The sequence below is a fragment of the Oceanobacillus sp. FSL W7-1281 genome, assembly GCF_037969835.1.
Lineage (GTDB): Bacteria > Bacillota > Bacilli > Bacillales > Amphibacillaceae > Oceanobacillus > Oceanobacillus oncorhynchi.
Map to the genome: position 1 here is coordinate 3,624,893 of NZ_CP150214.1, position 16,741 is coordinate 3,641,633.

Sequence of the window (16,741 nt, forward strand, 5' to 3'; positions counted from 1 at the left end):
TTCCCATAAAACAAAACTTCATTCAGTGGAAGTTTTTCGACGCACAAATGTTTTCGGTGGGGTGAGTAATCGCAACCCCAGGACGTCGCGAACTTAGTCTGTTTCCTTAGTTCTCCCACTGAATTAGCCTGAGTGATTCAGGGAATTAGCTCACCTGATCTCCTGTATAGATAAATTAATTTTAACGCTTTATTTTGAGACGGGAGTTTTACGGACGGTTCTCCGTGATAAAAAATAAGACGCACGATATGGCGTGCATCTTATTTTCGTTTCCTTCATTTATTTATCTGGATGCGTTGTTTCGTATAATAACTGCTCCAGTTCTTTTCGATAGGCTGCTGCTTCTTCCTTGGTCCAGCCGAGCTCTTTTTCCATAAATGGCAGGACGGTATCCATATGCGTTTCCACCCATGGACGGTTGAAGAATAATGCACCGGAACGGCGGATGAAGAAATCCACTGCTTTATATGCCATTTCCTCATTTATTGCATATATTACCTGTGCAAATACTGCCGGCTCGATGTTTTCTTTTGCAGCTGCTTCTTTATTCTCTTTATATAGAGTAAAAATTTTATCTACATTTGCGCCATAACGCTGTGTCAGCTCTGCTGCTTCATTTTCTGATAAACCAAGGCTGATGCCTTCTTTGACTTTTTCTGCTTTAAAATTCTTGAAGCCTTTGGAACCGCCGACTTCTCCGCCGGAAATAGGCAGGTGCTTCGTTTGGCTCTCTGTATATAGGATGCCTTCTTCTTCTTTTAACTGTTTTGCTACCATATTAACAACATGCTCGCCCATTTTGCGGTAACCAGTTAATTTACCTCCTGCCATAGAAAGTAACCCGGAGTCTGATTGAAAAATCTCATCCTTACGGGAAATTTCACTTGGACTGCTTGCCCCTTCTTCCGCAATTAACGGACGGATGCCGGCCCAGCTTGATTCGACTTTGCTGGCATCAATTCCAACAGATGGGAACATATAATTGATGGCATCTAAAATATAATCCCGGTCCTTCTCTGTCATCGTCGGATGCGCAATATCCCCTTTATAATCGGTATCGGTTGTACCTACATATGTTTTGCCATCACGTGGAATAGCAAAAACCATCCGGCCATCCGGTGTATCGAAATACACTGCTTGCTTCAACGGGAATACCGATTCATCGAATACAAGATGGACACCTTTTGTTAAATGAAGGGTTTTTCCTTTTTTGGAACCATCTAATTCACGGACATCATCCACCCAAGGACCGCCAGCGTTAATAATTTTCTTTGCATAGATGGGATGCTTCTCTTTGCTGATTTGATCCTCGGCTACAACGCCGACTACTTTGCCTTCTTCATAGATGAATTCAACTGCTTTGGTGTAGTTGACTGCTTTTACGCCGTTTTCCACAGCTTTTTTAAGCACCTCAATTGTTAAACGTGCATCATCGGTTTTATATTCTACATAAAAGCCCCCGCCACGAAGCTCCTCTTTTTTTACAAGCGGCTCACGTTCTAATACCTCTGCCGGCTTTAGCATTTCCCGACGCTCTGATTTTTTAACTCCTGCTAAAAAGTCATATACACGCAAACCGATACTTGATGTAAACGGTCCTAAATTACTTCCTTTATGGAAAGGCAGCAGCATCCATTCTGGTGTCGTCACATGCGGGCCATTTTCATAAACAACCGCACGTTCTTTCCCTACCTCTGCTACCATTTTCACTTCAAATTGCTGCAGGTAACGCAGGCCGCCATGCACCAATTTAGTAGAACGGCTGGAGGTACCGGCTGCAAAATCCTGCATTTCAATCAGGCCCGTACGCAGACCTCTTGTCGCAGCATCCAGAGAAATTCCCGATCCGGTAATACCGCCGCCGATAACTAATAAATCCAGTTGATTACTTTCTAAGGCCCCTAATGTTTCTTTACGTTCTTTACTTGAAAAATTATGCATTATTTCCACTCCCACTCCCAGTAATGATCTATTGTTTTTATTCCCTTTATTGAAGACGGTTATTCATCAAATACAGATGAAAAGCATGAATCTGCCCGACGAACATTGGCGGGCGGCTTCATTTCCAGCACAATAAAAAAAGACCACAAATGCACTGGTGTCTATACACCAGATACTTTGCGGTCTCTCCTGCTTCTCCGTCCTTTATATTAACTTGATTATATCTTAACACAGATGGCTTTTATTGTATAGTCACTTGCTCGATTCGGATTTTATCTATTGCACAGCCGGCATATTACTACGTGCTTGCCGATCAATCCTCTAATTTAAATACACGCGTCGCTTCCACCGCTTTCTTCCAGCCTTTATATAAGCGCTCGCTTTCTTCTTTATCCATTGCATCTTTAAATGTTTTCTCATTTTGCCACTGCTGCGAGATCTCTTCCTGGCTCTCCCAGAACCCAACTGCTAATCCCGCTAAGTAAGCAGAACCAAGCGCCGTTGTTTCCTGAACAACCGGCCGTTCCACGGTCACATCCAGAATATCACTCTGGAACTGCATCAGGAAGTCATTCTTTACGGCGCCGCCATCCACACGAAGCGTTTTCAAATCAATATTGGAGTCGGCAGCCATCGCTTCCATCACATCTCTTGTCTGATAAGCCAGTGATTCCAACGTTGCCCGGATAAAATGCTCCTTTTTTGTCCCTCTGGTTAAACCAAATACAGCACCGCGGGCTGCACTGTCCCAATAGGGCGTTCCTAAACCGACAAATGCCGGCACCACATAAACACCGTCTGTGGTATCAATTCTGCTGGCAAAGTCCTCACTCTCCGGACTCGATTCAATCATTCTTAAACCATCACGGAGCCACTGGATTGCTGAACCGGCAACAAAAATACTTCCTTCCAGCGCATAGGTTACCTTTCCATCCAAGCCCCATGCAATCGTGGTCAGCAAACCATTTTCGGAACTGACCGGTTTTTCTCCCGTATTCATTAATAAGAAGCCGCCGGTACCATACGTATTTTTAGCCATTCCCTTTTCAAAGCAGGCCTGCCCAAACAAAGCAGCTTGCTGATCACCAGCAATACCGGCAATCGGAATCTCTTCCCCAAAGAAATGATACGCCACTGTGTTGGTATAGATTTCAGATGACGGGCGCACCTCCGGAAGCATGGATTTCGGTACATCAAAAATGTCCAGAAGCTCCTCATCCCATTTTAAATCATAAATATTAAACATCAGTGTTCTGGAAGCGTTGGAATAATCAGTAACATGTGTTTTTCCAGCTGAAAACTTATAAATCAGCCACGAGTCCACTGTCCCAAATAAAAGGTCTCCTGCTTCCGCTTTTTCTCTGGCGCCTTCGACATGATCCAGAATCCATTTTACTTTGGTACCTGAAAAATAAGGATCAATCAGCAGCCCCGTTTTATTACGAACGGTGTCCTCATCCCCCTGCTCCCTGAGCTCTTTACAGATACCTTCTGTTTGGCGCGATTGCCAGACGATTGCCCTGTAAATTGGCCTTCCTGTATGCTTATCCCACACAATCGCCGTTTCCCGCTGATTGGTGATACCGATTCCTTCTACACTGCCCGGCTCAATCCCTGTTTTATTGATTACTTGAGCAATACAGCCTAATACGGACGTCCAAATTTCATTGGCATCATGCTCCACCCAGCCCGGTTTATCAAAAAATTGCTTGAATTCGTTTTGTGCCGTTTCTACAATATCGCCTTTTTGGTTAAATAAAATCGCACGAGAACTTGTGGTACCTTGGTCAATGGATAAGATATATTTTTCGGTCATGGTAAATTCCTCCTTTTCTAATGTAGCTTCCTAAACTAAAATAAAACAGGAATCAAAAAAAGTTCACAAAGACAAAACCATATTCTTTTAAAAGATATTCTGGCGCATGATGAAGGTGCTTTACTTATGCACATGCTTTACCCTATTTATTTATACATTATAATAAATTGAAAGCGGTGTAAATAATTTCAAACCTTCTTATTAATCTGTTATAAAGTTAAAATTATTTAGGTCATTAGATAAATGACAACAGGAACAGTAACCAGACTCAGCATTGTTGATATCAAGGTTGCAGCAGACACATTATTCTCTTGTACCCGAAATTGGATAGCATACATTGTCGTATTTGCAGCAGTCGGTGTAGCTGCTACAATAACCATTATTTGCTTCGTCAGTTCATCAAGCGGCAACTGCCATACGATAAGTAATGCTAATAAAGGAGACAGCATCAGCCGCATAGAAAGACTGAATGAAAGTAATTTCCAGTCCACTTTTTTGATTGTCATGTTTGCTAATTGCATCCCTAAGGCAATCATAATCACTGGAATTGCAGCATCTGCTATAAAATCAATCCCTTTCATTAAAGTTCCTAAGGGAATATTCAACCAGTTAAATACAATTCCAAGTGTTGCCCCGTAAATCATCGGCATGCGCAAAACCTGTCCTGCGGCATCTATGCTCCCTACATTAAATGGACTCCCTTTCGCCGCATAATAGACTCCTAATGTGCTCATTAACAATTGCTGCAGGACCATTAATACAATGGCTACCTTCATCCCTTCAGGTCCAAACAAAAAGAGAACTAGCGGCGTACCATAATTTCCATTATTCATAAACGCACTGGATAATATTAATCCACAACGTTGTTCCTCAGAATATTTCAAGGCTTTTGTAAATAAAGTAATGAGAAAAATACTCAAAAAGCAAAGTCCAAGTAAAAAAATAATAAAATACATAAAGGAACTATCAATCGTCTGTAAATAAAAGGTACGAAAAACTAAAAAGGGAACAAGTATGTAAATCGCCAGTCTCGATATCATGACGGTTTCTAACTTGAGAAAAGACTGTGCAATGTAGCCGACAACAAACACAAAGAAAATGGGTAGCATAATTGATAGAACAAACACTTGATCACCTTGCTTATTTTATTTATTGATGGATAACAGGGCTATCCGATTAGAATAGCCCTGTTATCCATCTTGCGTTAAAGTAATTATTGAAATACAATTAATTTTTCCTCTGTCATTTCTTCCATTGCATACTTCGGACCTTCTTTACCGGTGCCGCTCTTTTTTACACCGCCATAAGGCATGTGGTCTACTCTGTAACCAGAAGTATCATTAATAATCAAGCCGCCTACTTCAATCTTCTCGGCTGCTTTCATGACAAAGCTTAAATCATTTGTAAATAACCCTGCCTGCAGCCCATACTCTGAATCATTTACTTTTTCAATCACTTCATCTTCATCGTGATACGTATCTACTGCAACTACTGGACCAAAGACTTCATTTCTGCACACTTTCATTTCCTGATTTACATTTGTCAAAATAGTCGGCTGATAAAAAACACCATCGCGTTTCCCGCCAACCTGCAGCTTAGCACCTTGGCTTATCGCTTCATCCACCCAGTTTTCAACGCGAATGGCTTCTTTCTCCGCAATCATAGGACCGATATTTGTGGAAGCATCTGCAGGGTCACCTACCTTGAGAGCTTTTGTTGTTTCGATCATTTTCTCCAAAAAGGATTCATAAATGGATTCATGCACAAAAACACGTTGAACCGAAATACAAACCTGACCGGCATTATTAAAGCTTTTTTGCGCTGCCGCAGCTGCACTGGTCTCAATATCAGCATCTCGATGAACAATCGTTGCTGAATTATTCCCCAGTTCTAATGCTACTTTTCTTATTCCAGTATTTTCACGTATAATTTGACCTACGCGCGGGCTGCCAGTAAAGGTATACATGTTTATTTCTTGATTGGAGGTCAAGTACTCACCAATTTCTGCTCCCTCTCCAGTTAACACATTTAAACGTCCGACAGGAAGACTAGCTTCTTCAAATATTTCCGCCAGCAATAGCGCGGATATAGATGTTTCTTCTGCTGGTTTTAATATCACGCTATTTCCCGCAGCAAGACCTGGCCCAACCTTATGACAAACTAGATTTAAAGGAACGTTAAATGGTGTGATGGCGGCAACGACCCCAACTGGTGCTTTTATTGTCAATGCTTTCCTATTTTCCGAACCCGGTGCTGACTCTATTGGCACTCCCTCTCCATGGATACGTTTCGCTTCTTCTGCCGAAACTTCTAATGTTAAGGCCGCTCTTTCCACTTCACCAATTGATTCTGTTAAAGGCTTCCCAACTTCTTGAACAAGGACATTCGCAATGCTCTCTTTTCGTTCCAATAATAATTCAGAAGCTTTTTTTAAAACATGAAAGCGCTCGTAAGGTGGAAATGGTGTTTTTAAAGCTTTTTTAGCTGCCTCTGTACTTGTATTTACATCGCTTTCTTCCGCTACAGAAATTTCAGCAATCACTTCTTGTGAGTATTTATTGAAGACCGGAAGCCTTTTATCCCTCTCTGTCCATTTTCCATCAATGAAAAGACCATAGGTATTTTTTAATAATACATTATTCATCATAACATCATCCTCTCACAACATAAGGTTACTATCTTTTGTTTTCTAATAAATCCTTTGCTTTCCCATTACTGCCAAATACCTTTATTTTTTCCTGAACTTTTTTCTTTAAATAATCTTTTCCACTTCCTAATGAATTGGCTAATACGATTTCATCCGGATTCTGTTTAAAAGTTTCTTTTACACCATTTGTAAACGCCTGACGCAATTCTGTGTCTACATTAATTTTGGCAACGCCTAATTGGATTGCTTTTTGAACCTGTTCATCAGGAACATCCGATCCTCCATGAAGCACTACGGGACGTTGCACCGCCTTTGAAATGGCATCTAACCTCTCAAATCGTAATTGAGGTGTTTGTTTATACAGCCCATGAGCAGTACCAATGGAAACAGCTAAATAATCCACGTCTGTTGCTTCTACAAAGGCAACTGCTTCTTCTGTCGTTGTAATAAGGGCATCTTTTTCATCTACAGAAATATCATCCTCTGTTCCGCCTATTTTGCCAATTTCTCCTTCAGAACCGATATGGAGTGCTTTTGCTACTTGAACGACATCCCGTGTAATGCTGCTATTTTCTTCAAAGGATCTTGCGGACCCGTCAAACATGACAGATTGAAACCCAAGCTGAACAGCCTGCATTGTTTGTTCAAAACTTCTGCTGTGATCTAAATGAATAGCGACCGGAATTGTAAATTGTTTTGCATAGATATCTATCAATGCTTTCATTGATTCCATTCCTAATGTCTGAATAACCTTTTGCCCCACTTGAATCATAATTGGCGCCTGTTCTTCTTCTGCCGCCTCTAAAATCCCTAAAATGGTTTCAGCATTATGCGCACTGAAAGCCCCAACGCCATATCCATTTTCATAAGCATGCTGAAGCATTACCTTTCCGTTTATAAATAGCATACTATGTCCACTCCCTATCTTTTTAATTCGATACTATATTGATATTTATCACTTCGATATCTAGTTTTTGTATATTCAATTGGACGATCGTCCATTCCATAGCTGACTTTTGTCATTTCTAACAGCGCTTCTCCCGGGCGAATTCCTAAATAATCTGCTTCATCCATCGTTGCATTAATTGCTCTGATGGTTTCTTTCGCACGCTTTAAATAAATATTATGCTGTTCTAAAATTTCATAGTAATGCGCTTCATTCAGGTTATGCGTTTGCAGTAATTCTCCAATATCCTTTGGCCAGCAGGATCTTTCAATTGCTATCGGAATATCATCTGCCAGCCGGATTCTTTCCACCAGCAGGATAGGATCCTTTTCAGCAACCTCTAATATATCCTTTTCGAAAAAAAACGTTGATTTAAATTCACTTCGTAAAACCTTTGCTTTCGGGATTTGTCCTCTTTCTCTGGCTTCTTCTGTAAATCCTTTCAGTTTACCTAAATGCCCTACCAGATTTTGCGGCCGGACAACAGTCCCTCGTCCCTGTTTCTTTTCAAGTAAATTATCCTGAACAAGCAAGTTTATTGCTTGTCTTATGGTTGTTCGGCTGACATCAAATTCTGAAATTAACTCTTGCTCTGTAGGAATAAGTGTATCCGCCTTCCAGATACCTTCCTGAATACGTTTATATAATTCTTTTTTTACTTGTAAATACAATGCCTCGCCTTTTTTAGGCTCAAAACGGCTCCCCGACATGACTATCTCTCCTAGGAATCGGTGAAGGATAAGAAGGAAGGCCTTCTCCAATTATTGGAGTCAACCACTCATAATATGCCTGACGATTATCAATAAAATAATCCGGCAGCAACCTTTCTCCTTCTTGAACTACTTCCTTCAAATCGACTGGTATTTTACTTATATTATAGTCGAATTGTTTCGTTCTTTGTAGGGAAACCATGATTTTATTTTTACCTTCTTTTAACCATTTGCCTCCACAGCTTCCTGCTTGAGATGCTTCCTTATAGTCCACTGGTGAAACAAACATGGAAGAACTGCGCTGGTTCATCCCCAGCAGCTCTGCTCTTGCCATTATCTTTAACTCTTTTTTTATTAAATCCTCTATTTCTGAGGAAATCCCGCCAAGTATCTTTCTGCCATCTACGACTTCCTTCTCAATTTGGTTGGATCCTTCCCACTTCGCCCCCTCGCTCACTACAATCACAGCATAACCATTCTTCTGAATTGTTTTATCTACTTCTTTTAAGAATATTTCTTTTTTTACAGGTCTTTCCGGAATTAAGATGATATGCGGACCGTCCTCTTCATATCTGCGAAGAAATCCAGTAGCCAGCGCCAGCCAGCCGGCATTTCTACCCATCGTTTCTAAGATTCGGACCTGTTCAAAATTTCTCATGGAATAAAGATCTCTGCTGATATCTAAGGTTGATTGAGCAACATACCTTACCGCACTGCCAAAACCCGGCGCATGATCCGTTCCTCCCAAATCATTATCCACTGTTTTCGGTAACCCGATAACTTGTAATTCATACCCTGTATTTGCCGCTTCCTGTTCAATTTTACTTAAAGCTTCCATTGTGCCGTTACCACCGATTACGACAAGCGCATCTGCCTGTATGTTTCTTAATTGCTGAACACATTGTTCGATATGCTCAGCTTCCAAAGGAAATCGTCCAGACCCAAGGCAGGCTCCCGGCACATGTTTGTTTTCTACAATCCAGCTGTTTATTTCATCTGTTCCATCCAAAAAATTTCCGTAAACCAGGCCTTCGTAGCCGTTTTGTAAAAAGGTAAGCTTGTATTCATCCATCACTTCCTCTACAAAACCCGCTAATGTTGCATTGATAACAGAAGTTGGACCGCCTGCCTGTCCTATAACAACCTTCTTCATGAAAGAACTTCTTCCGAACGACTGTTATATACCACAGTTTCAATATTCAGCTGTTTGCCCAACTCGATTAATTCATCCGTTATATCTGCATATACAAGGGCGTAATGTGGTTCAAATCCTTCATCCATTAAATCATAAAGCGTATCTGTTACGTTTGTTCCCAATTCTACTTCTACAGAGGTTCCATTAAAACGCTGCGGTGTATCCAATGCTTCTCCTGACATGATAAGCATGCGATATCCTTCCGGTGTATAGCTTACTCTGAAAATAGTTACTTTTCCCGGTTTTAAACCAAATTCCATGGTGAATCCCAGTTTTCTATTTGGATGGACCCCGGGACGTGCTCCAGTTTTTGGATTTGCTAAAGAATATGCACCAGCCCCGCAATGCCAAAATACCACAGAATTGCTTTCTTCATTAACATGTACCATATCTCCTAAATAAGGAGCACTTCCTCCTGACAGCTGCTGCAGAATTGACATCGAGATAGCCCCATGAATATCCGATTCACAAGCTGAAACGATACCATCTTCAGTAAATTGTGATAGTGTGGAGCAGGCTGCAGCACCTAGTTTATTGAAAAATTCCGGGTAACAACGTACTGCTGTTCCTGTAAGTTCCTCCTGATCAATTTGCTCTTTGACATAGGTTGTGAATTGTGCAAATCGTTCTACTGTTTCATCCGATCTGTTTAATCCAATCACCTGCTTCTCAGCTCTCTCAATGGCTCCAATCCATTTTTCCTTCGGGAGCTCCACACATTTCTCAAATGCTTCATTTAAATCAAAAAATTTCACCGAAACTCCCAGCTGTTCTCCAAGTTTTTCTTCATTTGTACCAGAGAAAAAGAATCCTGGTGGATGATCTCCAAAAACGCCAATTTTAATATTTTGAAGATCTTTAATAACTTTTTCTACTTCTGATTTTTGTTTTGTATTTACTTCAATTAGGGTATTAATTGATTTTACGTTTCTTTCCTTTTCTTCTTGAACCCCATTTAGATAGTTCGATAATATTTCTTTGACTCGTGATTCTTCTGCATTGCCAAATACAAAGACATACGGATGTTTCGCAGCTTTTAAGTGATGGCTGGTTGCATTTCCTCCAGTTAGAGAATTTAACCGTAATCTTCCGCCAACACTTGGCTCTCTGACACTCCAGACAATAATCGGAGCTTTCACTACTTGAATCAGTTCTTCCACAGCAGCAGCATCAGCAAAAGTTGCATGTTGGTAGACAACGTAGGATATATCATTTAAATCCTCTGTATTCAGAAAATCCATTACATCTTCAGTAGATGTAATAATCTCCTTTGGTTCTATTACCGTATCAACCAATTCATGTAAGAGTTTCGAGCTTTGTTCCCTCTGCTCTTCAGCAGCTTTTAAATCAAACGTTTTTCTTCCAATTGGAATATATACTATTTTATTAGCCATGTAACTTCCCCGCTTTCCAAAAACACTTTATAAATACTGAATTACAAATTGAATTTCAAAGCAACTCAGCTTTTTGAACACCTTCTTTTATAGAAGGAATATCTATCAGATTCTTCTTATTTATTCACCACTGTGTCTTTCGGATTTGCAGCTAAAAAATCATTTATAATTACTTTTTCACCCGTTCTTAATGATTCTTCTGCGGCCAAACCTACTACAATAGACCAGAAACCTTCCTCTACTGTAGCAGTCGATGTTGTTTTTCCTAAAATATTATCTACAAAGTAAACATGCTCATAATAAGTTGCTCCGCCATGTCCGCTTTTTTGAATCTCTGTCGGATAAACTGGCGTAGAGGTTTTCGAAGGGCTTCCTCCTGCACGAATAATCTCCAAATAGTTATCCGGCCCTTCTAATGGTACAAACCGTTCTGTTTCAGTAGCTTTCAAACGTCCTTCATTCCCGCAAAGCACTAATTCTTCATAAAACATAGGTGAAAACATAGATAAGTTAAAATTACATTGAATACCATTTTCATATTTTACAATGACAAAGCCGCTGTCAATAATATCTGAACTTTCCCCCTCATATTGGAAGGTTTGAAAATTTACTGCCTGGCTTCCTGTTGCATATACTTCTACAGGCTTCGATTGCGCAAATAAATTAAATAAATCGAAGTAATGACAGCATTTCTCTACAAATGTTCCCCCTGATTTTTCGGAGAATTTATTCCATTGACCTACTTTATCGAGGAAAGGTACACGATGCTCCATAATGGAAATCGTTTTAATGTCGCCAACTGATTTTCTTTCCAGCGCTTCATGAATTGCTTCTACATAGATTGGTTTATAACGGTATTGCAAACCTATTTGAAAAATACTTGGATAATCCTTAGCAATCTCCATGATTTCGTATGCATCTTCCAGATTTGTTGTCATTGGTTTTTCTAGAAAAATATGTTTTTTCGATTTTGCAGCTACCCGTACAACATCTATATGCGTATAATTTGGCGTACAGATTAATAATGCATCCGCTTCCGGATCATTACATGCTTCTTCTAATGATTCAAACACCTTTACATCTCCAGCCTGCAATTCATTAACAAATACGTCTTTCGCCTGTTCAATGCTTTTTTGATTTGGATCATATAATCCATTAATGGTTGCGCGGCCTTCCAGTACCGTGACTTTCATATGCTCTTGCCCAATATTCCCTGTGCCTATTAAGTTGAACTTTAGTTTAGGCTGATTTTCTGCGGTCAGGTAACGGTCACCTCCTGGTAAATAATCAAATTTTGATTTATCAAAACCTGCTAAAATATCTAATTCCTGTCTTTCTACTGTCATTTCTCCATCTCTCCTTTAAATTTAGTAAATCTTATATTGTTTCTAATTTGAAATTTTCTCCAATAATTCCAGGGTAGGCGCCTTTTGAAATAAGCGGTATTCTATCTGGATGGGCAAGCAGCCATTTATTTTTCATAAAGAGCAGCTCGTCCTCTTCGGTTATCACTGATTTGTTGAAATCAATAGGTTCATTGGTTCCTTTAGGTAAGATAACCACACACTTAAAACCTTCCACATTCACTTTACAAGGTGCAAAATGCAATGTAGTCTGATAAATTTCAATCATTGTTCCTTTAGGCAAATAGAAAATATCCAGATTTTCTGTTTTATACTTATTTTTGTGAATATCTCCGGTGTGTCCTAAAATAAGAATTAAATCAGTAACCGCAATGTTGATTTCACTGCCTTTATGATATTCTAACCCATTCAAATGACTATTGGGCCCATTACAATATCCTACCTGTATCTCCATTCCTCCAAACAGTGTTGTTTGGATTTTTCCTGTCAGCTTTGCTTTCTCTAAAGCTGTATCAGAAGCAATATATTGATTCGCCTCCTGAGGAATCTCTATCTGCTTCATTGTTTCATTCCATTCGCTCCAATCAAATTCCGTTAGAATCCTGCCATATTTTTTAAATTTATCCGCTGTAATAGGGTGAATCGTCTTATTTGAATTATTTTCTTGCAATTTCTCTAGTAGATTATTCATCCTCTACCTCCCTCGTATATAATGCTAAGCTTCTTTCTTTAGTTGCTCTTCATGACTGCTTAACAGCTTGTCTGCATATTTTTTATTCCACGATTTAAGTGCAATAAGATAAAGAATGATCGTTACGATGATAAGAGCAATCGTTGCAGGCCAGAACCAGCCTGAGATAATATTTTCCGGCGAAGCCACGCCAATTGGCGAGAATAAAATATAGCTGAATACCATTGCACTTAATAATAGGATCGTCACTGGCAATGCATATTTCCAAGGAACCATGCTAACCTGCGCGTTAACTTTAAATACAAATGGCTCTTCTAACGGCTTTACCATTCCAATTACGAGCATAAGCGCAACTTCAATTACAAACATTAACCCTTGAATGTGAATGAAGTTAATAGCTAATTCCACATTAAAGAATGTTGGCAGACCCCAAATCAAGAAATAATATGCTATTACATGGAGTATAATCGTAACTTTCGGCGCTATGGAAGGAACACGTTTGGAAAATATCCCCACTAATACAATTGCAATAATTGGAATATTGAAAAATCCAGTAAACTGACGAATCAGTGTCCATAACCCATCAGGCGCATTGATTAACAACGGAGAAATAAAAAACGTTATTAATGCCAAAATTGTTCCAAACCACTGACTGACACGTATCATTTTTCTATCACTGGCATCTTTGTTAATAACAACCTTATAGACATCATATACAAACAGCGTAGAAGCACTATTTAATAAGGAGTTAAAGCTGGAAAAAACAGCTCCTAATAATACAGCTAAGAAAAATCCATTTAAAAATGTAGGGAAGACATCACTGATTAGCGTCGGATAAGCCAAATCCATAGTCTCTAGTCCCGGTCCATATAAATGAAAAGCAATAATTCCCGGAATCATCATTAAAAATGGAACTAAGATTTTCAGAAAGCCTGTAAATAACGCTCCTTTTTGACCTTCCGCTAAGCTTTTTGCTCCCAAGGTTCTTTGAATAACATATTGGTTTGTCCCCCAATAAAATAAATTAGCAAATAGCATTCCAGTGAAAATAGCTCCAAACGGAACACCATCATCACTTGATCCAATGGCATTCATTTTTTCCGGATGCTCTGTCGTAATCGTTTTCATTCCTTCAAATAAATTTCCATCACCTAAAGCTATAAATCCTAGAATCGGCACTAATAATCCAACTATCAAAAGTCCAATTCCATTTAATGTATCCGAAATAGCAACCGCCTTTAAACCTCCGAAAATTGCGTAGATAGAACCAATAATACCAATCACCCAAACGACTATCCACATCGATTGCTCAAAAGTAATCCCAAGCATATTAGGTATATCAAATAATTGTAATACCGCAATAGATCCTGAATAAAGTACGGAAGGGATTGTAATTAATCCATACCCCAGCATAAACAATAACACAATCAACAATCTCGTACCCTGGTCAAATCGATTATTAATGAAACCAGGAAGTGTTGTGAAGGCTCCTCCTAAATATCTTGGAAGTAACACAAGAGCCAGCATAATAACAGAAAATCCAGCTGTAACTTCCCAGGCCATATTTGATAAGTTTGCACTATACCCTTGACCATTTAAACCGATTAACTGTTCTGCAGACAGGTTTGTTAAAATTAATGATCCGGCTATAAACCCGCCGGTCAATCCTCTGCCAGCTAGAAAATAACCTGTTGAATCACTTACTGTATTCTTTGTTTTATGATAAGAATACCAAGCCACCAGTCCCATAAAGAAAGCACATGTTATTAACGTAAACGCAATACTCCCCATCCTTGCTCCTCCTTTTAGATAACACGTTATTTCGTATTTTTAAACGTCCTGCCCCTCGACTGTTTTATTTGTTATCCGTTTTTAATTATTCAAATTCAAATCTACCTCCTAGCTAACATCATTATGTTTATACAAACATCATTATCTTTAAACATATTATATTGGAAACGGATTCAAAAATGCAAGCTTTTTTTTAAATTTTTTTAATGAATTATAGTTTAATAGGGCATATTTATATAGAAAACTGTTGCAGATTCAGACAAAAGTCAGATAAAGAACTGCATTTCGATTATTATTTTTTCTTCATTACTCAACTTTCGCAGCTAGAAACAACATTCAAATTAATTAGCTGTAAAGCTTATATCTGTTCCATTACGGCCATTGACAAATGAAATAAGTACAAAAAAACACCTCTACATTTGGTATAGTGTAATTGACTAGAAAACACTACCAGTACAGAAGAGGTATCGCCTATATGATAGCGAATAATGACCAAAATAATTAACTACCAAATGAACTTTCTTTAACTTTTAAAGAATTGAAATTGTTTGAACATCTTAGAAAATCAGGTATTACAAAACCTCTAGGCTTTACTTGTGCCTATCTTTTTCAATTAGTTTTTTGTTTAATCTTCGAAAATAAGAACTGGTATCAAGTACTTCAAAGTAAGAAGGCTAAAGAATGCCCAGAAAAGAATACGGTTTATCGACTTTAAAACAAGTCTACCTTTGCCGGGAGAAGATTTTTATTGTACCTGAGCAATCATACCATCAAAAAGTTAACAAACCTAACCGATCATAATTGGCCGAAAACATTGATTGTAGACGATTATTCGCATAACCGTAACCACATTATTGGCTCGCTATTTTAACCATTCATCCCAAAAAATGCGCTTTTATAAAGGATTTCGCATGCTTACTCTTGGGTGGCCCGATGGCTCCACTTTCATTCCAGTAGACTTTTCTTTATTAAGCTCGAAGAAAAGCCAAATTAACGACATTTCATCAAAGATTGACAAGCATAGTTCAGGCTATAAACGCAGAGTAGAAGCACTTCAAACTAAAGCCGAACAAATACCTGGTAAGATTGAGCGTGCCATGAAAACAAGCGTGGATGCCTCTTATGTGCTGATGAATTATTGATTCACGTACCAGCCTCTCGGATAGAGATAAAGACCAAGGGCTTGATGTTATTGGCATGGTGAAAACTTGAAACAACGTTACCCCTTTCAGGATAAGCACGTAATCCTACTTATCAAGATTATTAAATCAGAACTTAGAAGTAGTCAAATAATTAACAAAAGATACATATGGAATAGTATACGTAACAATAATATGATAAGATTTACAAGGAATAATAAGCATTTTGGATTTTAAACGTTATATACTTTTATAATGGATGAGTTAAAATGAAGGAGATTTTTCTTTGAAAATTTTCAAAAGAACTATGTTAATCGTTGGAGGACTAGTCTCTCTAGCAGCTATATGTTTTTTTATCTGGTCACAAATCACATATAAGCCTACTAATGAACTTAAAGAGCTTGTTGATCTTTCCGAGGTAACTGATAATGAGGAAGGCTCTACTTATGTTTTTACACCAGAAGAACCATCCAAAGTTGGAATTATATTATATCCTGGTGCTAAAGTAGAAACACTGGCATATAGCTATCTCGCGGAACAACTAGCAAACGAAGGCTATAATGTGTTCATACCATCAATGCCATTAAATTTTGCCATATTCGGGATAGATAGAGCGGATGAAGTCATGCAACTTGATGAATCAATTACAACTTGGTATATTGGCGGACATTCATTAGGTGGATCAATGGCAGCGGCTTATACAAAAAAACATCCTGGCAACGTTGATGGATTATTCTTTCTGGGATCGTATACAAACGATAGCAATAATTTATCAGAGCTAACTATTCCTTCTCTTTCTATCTATGCAGAATTTGATGGGTTAAGTACCTTGAATAAAATCGAAAAAAATCGTATCTATAATCCGAAATCAACTGAGTACTTTGAAATTAAAGGTGGAAATCATGCGCAATTTGGTATGTATGGTGAGCAAAAAAATGATTTAGATGCATCTATATCTCCGAAGAAACAGCAGGATTTGGTCATTGAAAAAATCATTAATTGGCTAGAGCAGTTATGATTCTTAATTTAGCTAAATGAAAAATGAGGAGGTAGCACACCGTTTATTTGTGAAGAACTGTTGCTACCTCCTTCTTTAAAAATGCCTCC

At 38.7% G+C, this 16,741-nt stretch carries 12 protein-coding genes; 1 reads left to right on the top strand and 11 read right to left on the bottom strand.

The features are described 5' to 3' along the window. Window positions 1-279 precede the first annotated feature (279 nt). The 11 genes from MKX55_RS17995 to MKX55_RS18045 all read right to left on the bottom strand — a co-directional run bounded on the left by MKX55_RS17995 (window position 280) and on the right by MKX55_RS18045 (window position 14,495). A complete protein-coding gene (locus MKX55_RS17995) occupies window positions 280-1,941 on the bottom strand; it encodes an FAD-dependent oxidoreductase (protein WP_339233927.1) in 1,662 nt (553 codons plus the stop codon). 313 nt (window positions 1,942-2,254) lie between these two features. Then, a complete protein-coding gene (gene glpK / locus MKX55_RS18000; RefSeq protein WP_339233929.1) occupies window positions 2,255-3,757 on the bottom strand; it encodes a glycerol kinase GlpK in 1,503 nt (500 codons plus the stop codon). Window positions 3,758-3,984: 227 nt separating this feature from the next. Then, complete coding sequence (locus MKX55_RS18005) at window positions 3,985-4,884, bottom strand: AEC family transporter (RefSeq protein WP_339233932.1); 900 nt, start codon at window positions 4,882-4,884, stop codon at window positions 3,985-3,987. Between the two features lie 86 nt (window positions 4,885-4,970). Next, window positions 4,971-6,401 (bottom strand): aldehyde dehydrogenase family protein, encoded by a 1,431-nt coding sequence (locus MKX55_RS18010; protein WP_339238567.1) that lies wholly within the window; start codon window positions 6,399-6,401, stop codon window positions 4,971-4,973. A 31-nt stretch (window positions 6,402-6,432) separates the two neighbouring features. Next, complete coding sequence (locus tag MKX55_RS18015; RefSeq protein WP_339233934.1) at window positions 6,433-7,311, bottom strand: class II fructose-bisphosphate aldolase; 879 nt, start codon at window positions 7,309-7,311, stop codon at window positions 6,433-6,435. A 14-nt stretch (window positions 7,312-7,325) separates the two neighbouring features. Further along, window positions 7,326-8,060, bottom strand: coding sequence for a GntR family transcriptional regulator (locus MKX55_RS18020; RefSeq protein WP_339179364.1), 735 nt, complete (start codon window positions 8,058-8,060; stop codon window positions 7,326-7,328). Next, the gene (locus MKX55_RS18025; protein ID WP_339233936.1) at window positions 8,041-9,213 is read right to left on the bottom strand and encodes a diphosphate--fructose-6-phosphate 1-phosphotransferase; all 1,173 of its coding nucleotides are present in this window, start codon (window positions 9,211-9,213) and stop codon (window positions 8,041-8,043) included. The genes MKX55_RS18020 and MKX55_RS18025 overlap by 20 nt, the downstream gene beginning before the upstream one ends. Next, window positions 9,210-10,649 carry a hypothetical protein gene (locus MKX55_RS18030; protein ID WP_339179368.1) on the bottom strand — a complete coding sequence of 480 codons (1,440 nt, stop codon included), beginning with the start codon at window positions 10,647-10,649 and terminating at the stop codon, window positions 9,210-9,212. Before MKX55_RS18030 ends, MKX55_RS18025 begins: the two co-directional genes overlap by 4 nt. Before the next feature lie 116 nt (window positions 10,650-10,765). Continuing rightward, the gene (locus MKX55_RS18035; RefSeq protein WP_339233939.1) at window positions 10,766-11,995 is read right to left on the bottom strand and encodes a Gfo/Idh/MocA family oxidoreductase; all 1,230 of its coding nucleotides are present in this window, start codon (window positions 11,993-11,995) and stop codon (window positions 10,766-10,768) included. 31 nt (window positions 11,996-12,026) lie between these two features. Further along, window positions 12,027-12,704: a DUF4867 family protein gene (locus MKX55_RS18040; protein WP_339179373.1), complete on the bottom strand. Its 678-nt coding sequence runs from the start codon at window positions 12,702-12,704 to the stop codon at window positions 12,027-12,029. 24 nt (window positions 12,705-12,728) lie between these two features. Beyond that, the gene (locus tag MKX55_RS18045; protein ID WP_339233941.1) at window positions 12,729-14,495 is read right to left on the bottom strand and encodes a solute:sodium symporter family transporter; all 1,767 of its coding nucleotides are present in this window, start codon (window positions 14,493-14,495) and stop codon (window positions 12,729-12,731) included. A gap of 1,425 nt (window positions 14,496-15,920) precedes the next feature. Between MKX55_RS18045 and MKX55_RS18050 the strand changes: the two genes are divergently transcribed. After that, window positions 15,921-16,652 carry an alpha/beta hydrolase gene (locus tag MKX55_RS18050; protein WP_339233944.1) on the top strand — a complete coding sequence of 244 codons (732 nt, stop codon included), beginning with the start codon at window positions 15,921-15,923 and terminating at the stop codon, window positions 16,650-16,652. Window positions 16,653-16,741 lie beyond the last annotated feature (89 nt).

Bases quoted from the DNA above. Each gene is read 5' to 3' on its own strand.
- MKX55_RS17995 (WP_339233927.1), bottom strand. From the start codon at position 1,941: ATGCATAATTTTTCAAGTAAAGAACGTAAAGAAACATTAGGGGCCTTA.
- glpK (WP_339233929.1), bottom strand. From the start codon at position 3,757: ATGACCGAAAAATATATCTTATCCATTGACCAAGGTACCACAAGTTCT.
- MKX55_RS18010 (WP_339238567.1), bottom strand. From the start codon at position 6,401: ATGAATAATGTATTATTAAAAAATACCTATGGTCTTTTCATTGATGGA.
- MKX55_RS18015 (WP_339233934.1), bottom strand. From the start codon at position 7,311: ATGCTATTTATAAACGGAAAGGTAATGCTTCAGCATGCTTATGAAAAT.
- MKX55_RS18020 (WP_339179364.1), bottom strand. From the start codon at position 8,060: ATGTCGGGGAGCCGTTTTGAGCCTAAAAAAGGCGAGGCATTGTATTTA.
- MKX55_RS18025 (WP_339233936.1), bottom strand. From the start codon at position 9,213: ATGAAGAAGGTTGTTATAGGACAGGCAGGCGGTCCAACTTCTGTTATC.
- MKX55_RS18030 (WP_339179368.1), bottom strand. From the start codon at position 10,649: ATGGCTAATAAAATAGTATATATTCCAATTGGAAGAAAAACGTTTGAT.
- MKX55_RS18035 (WP_339233939.1), bottom strand. From the start codon at position 11,995: ATGACAGTAGAAAGACAGGAATTAGATATTTTAGCAGGTTTTGATAAA.
- MKX55_RS18040 (WP_339179373.1), bottom strand. From the start codon at position 12,704: ATGAATAATCTACTAGAGAAATTGCAAGAAAATAATTCAAATAAGACG.
- MKX55_RS18045 (WP_339233941.1), bottom strand. From the start codon at position 14,495: ATGGGGAGTATTGCGTTTACGTTAATAACATGTGCTTTCTTTATGGGA.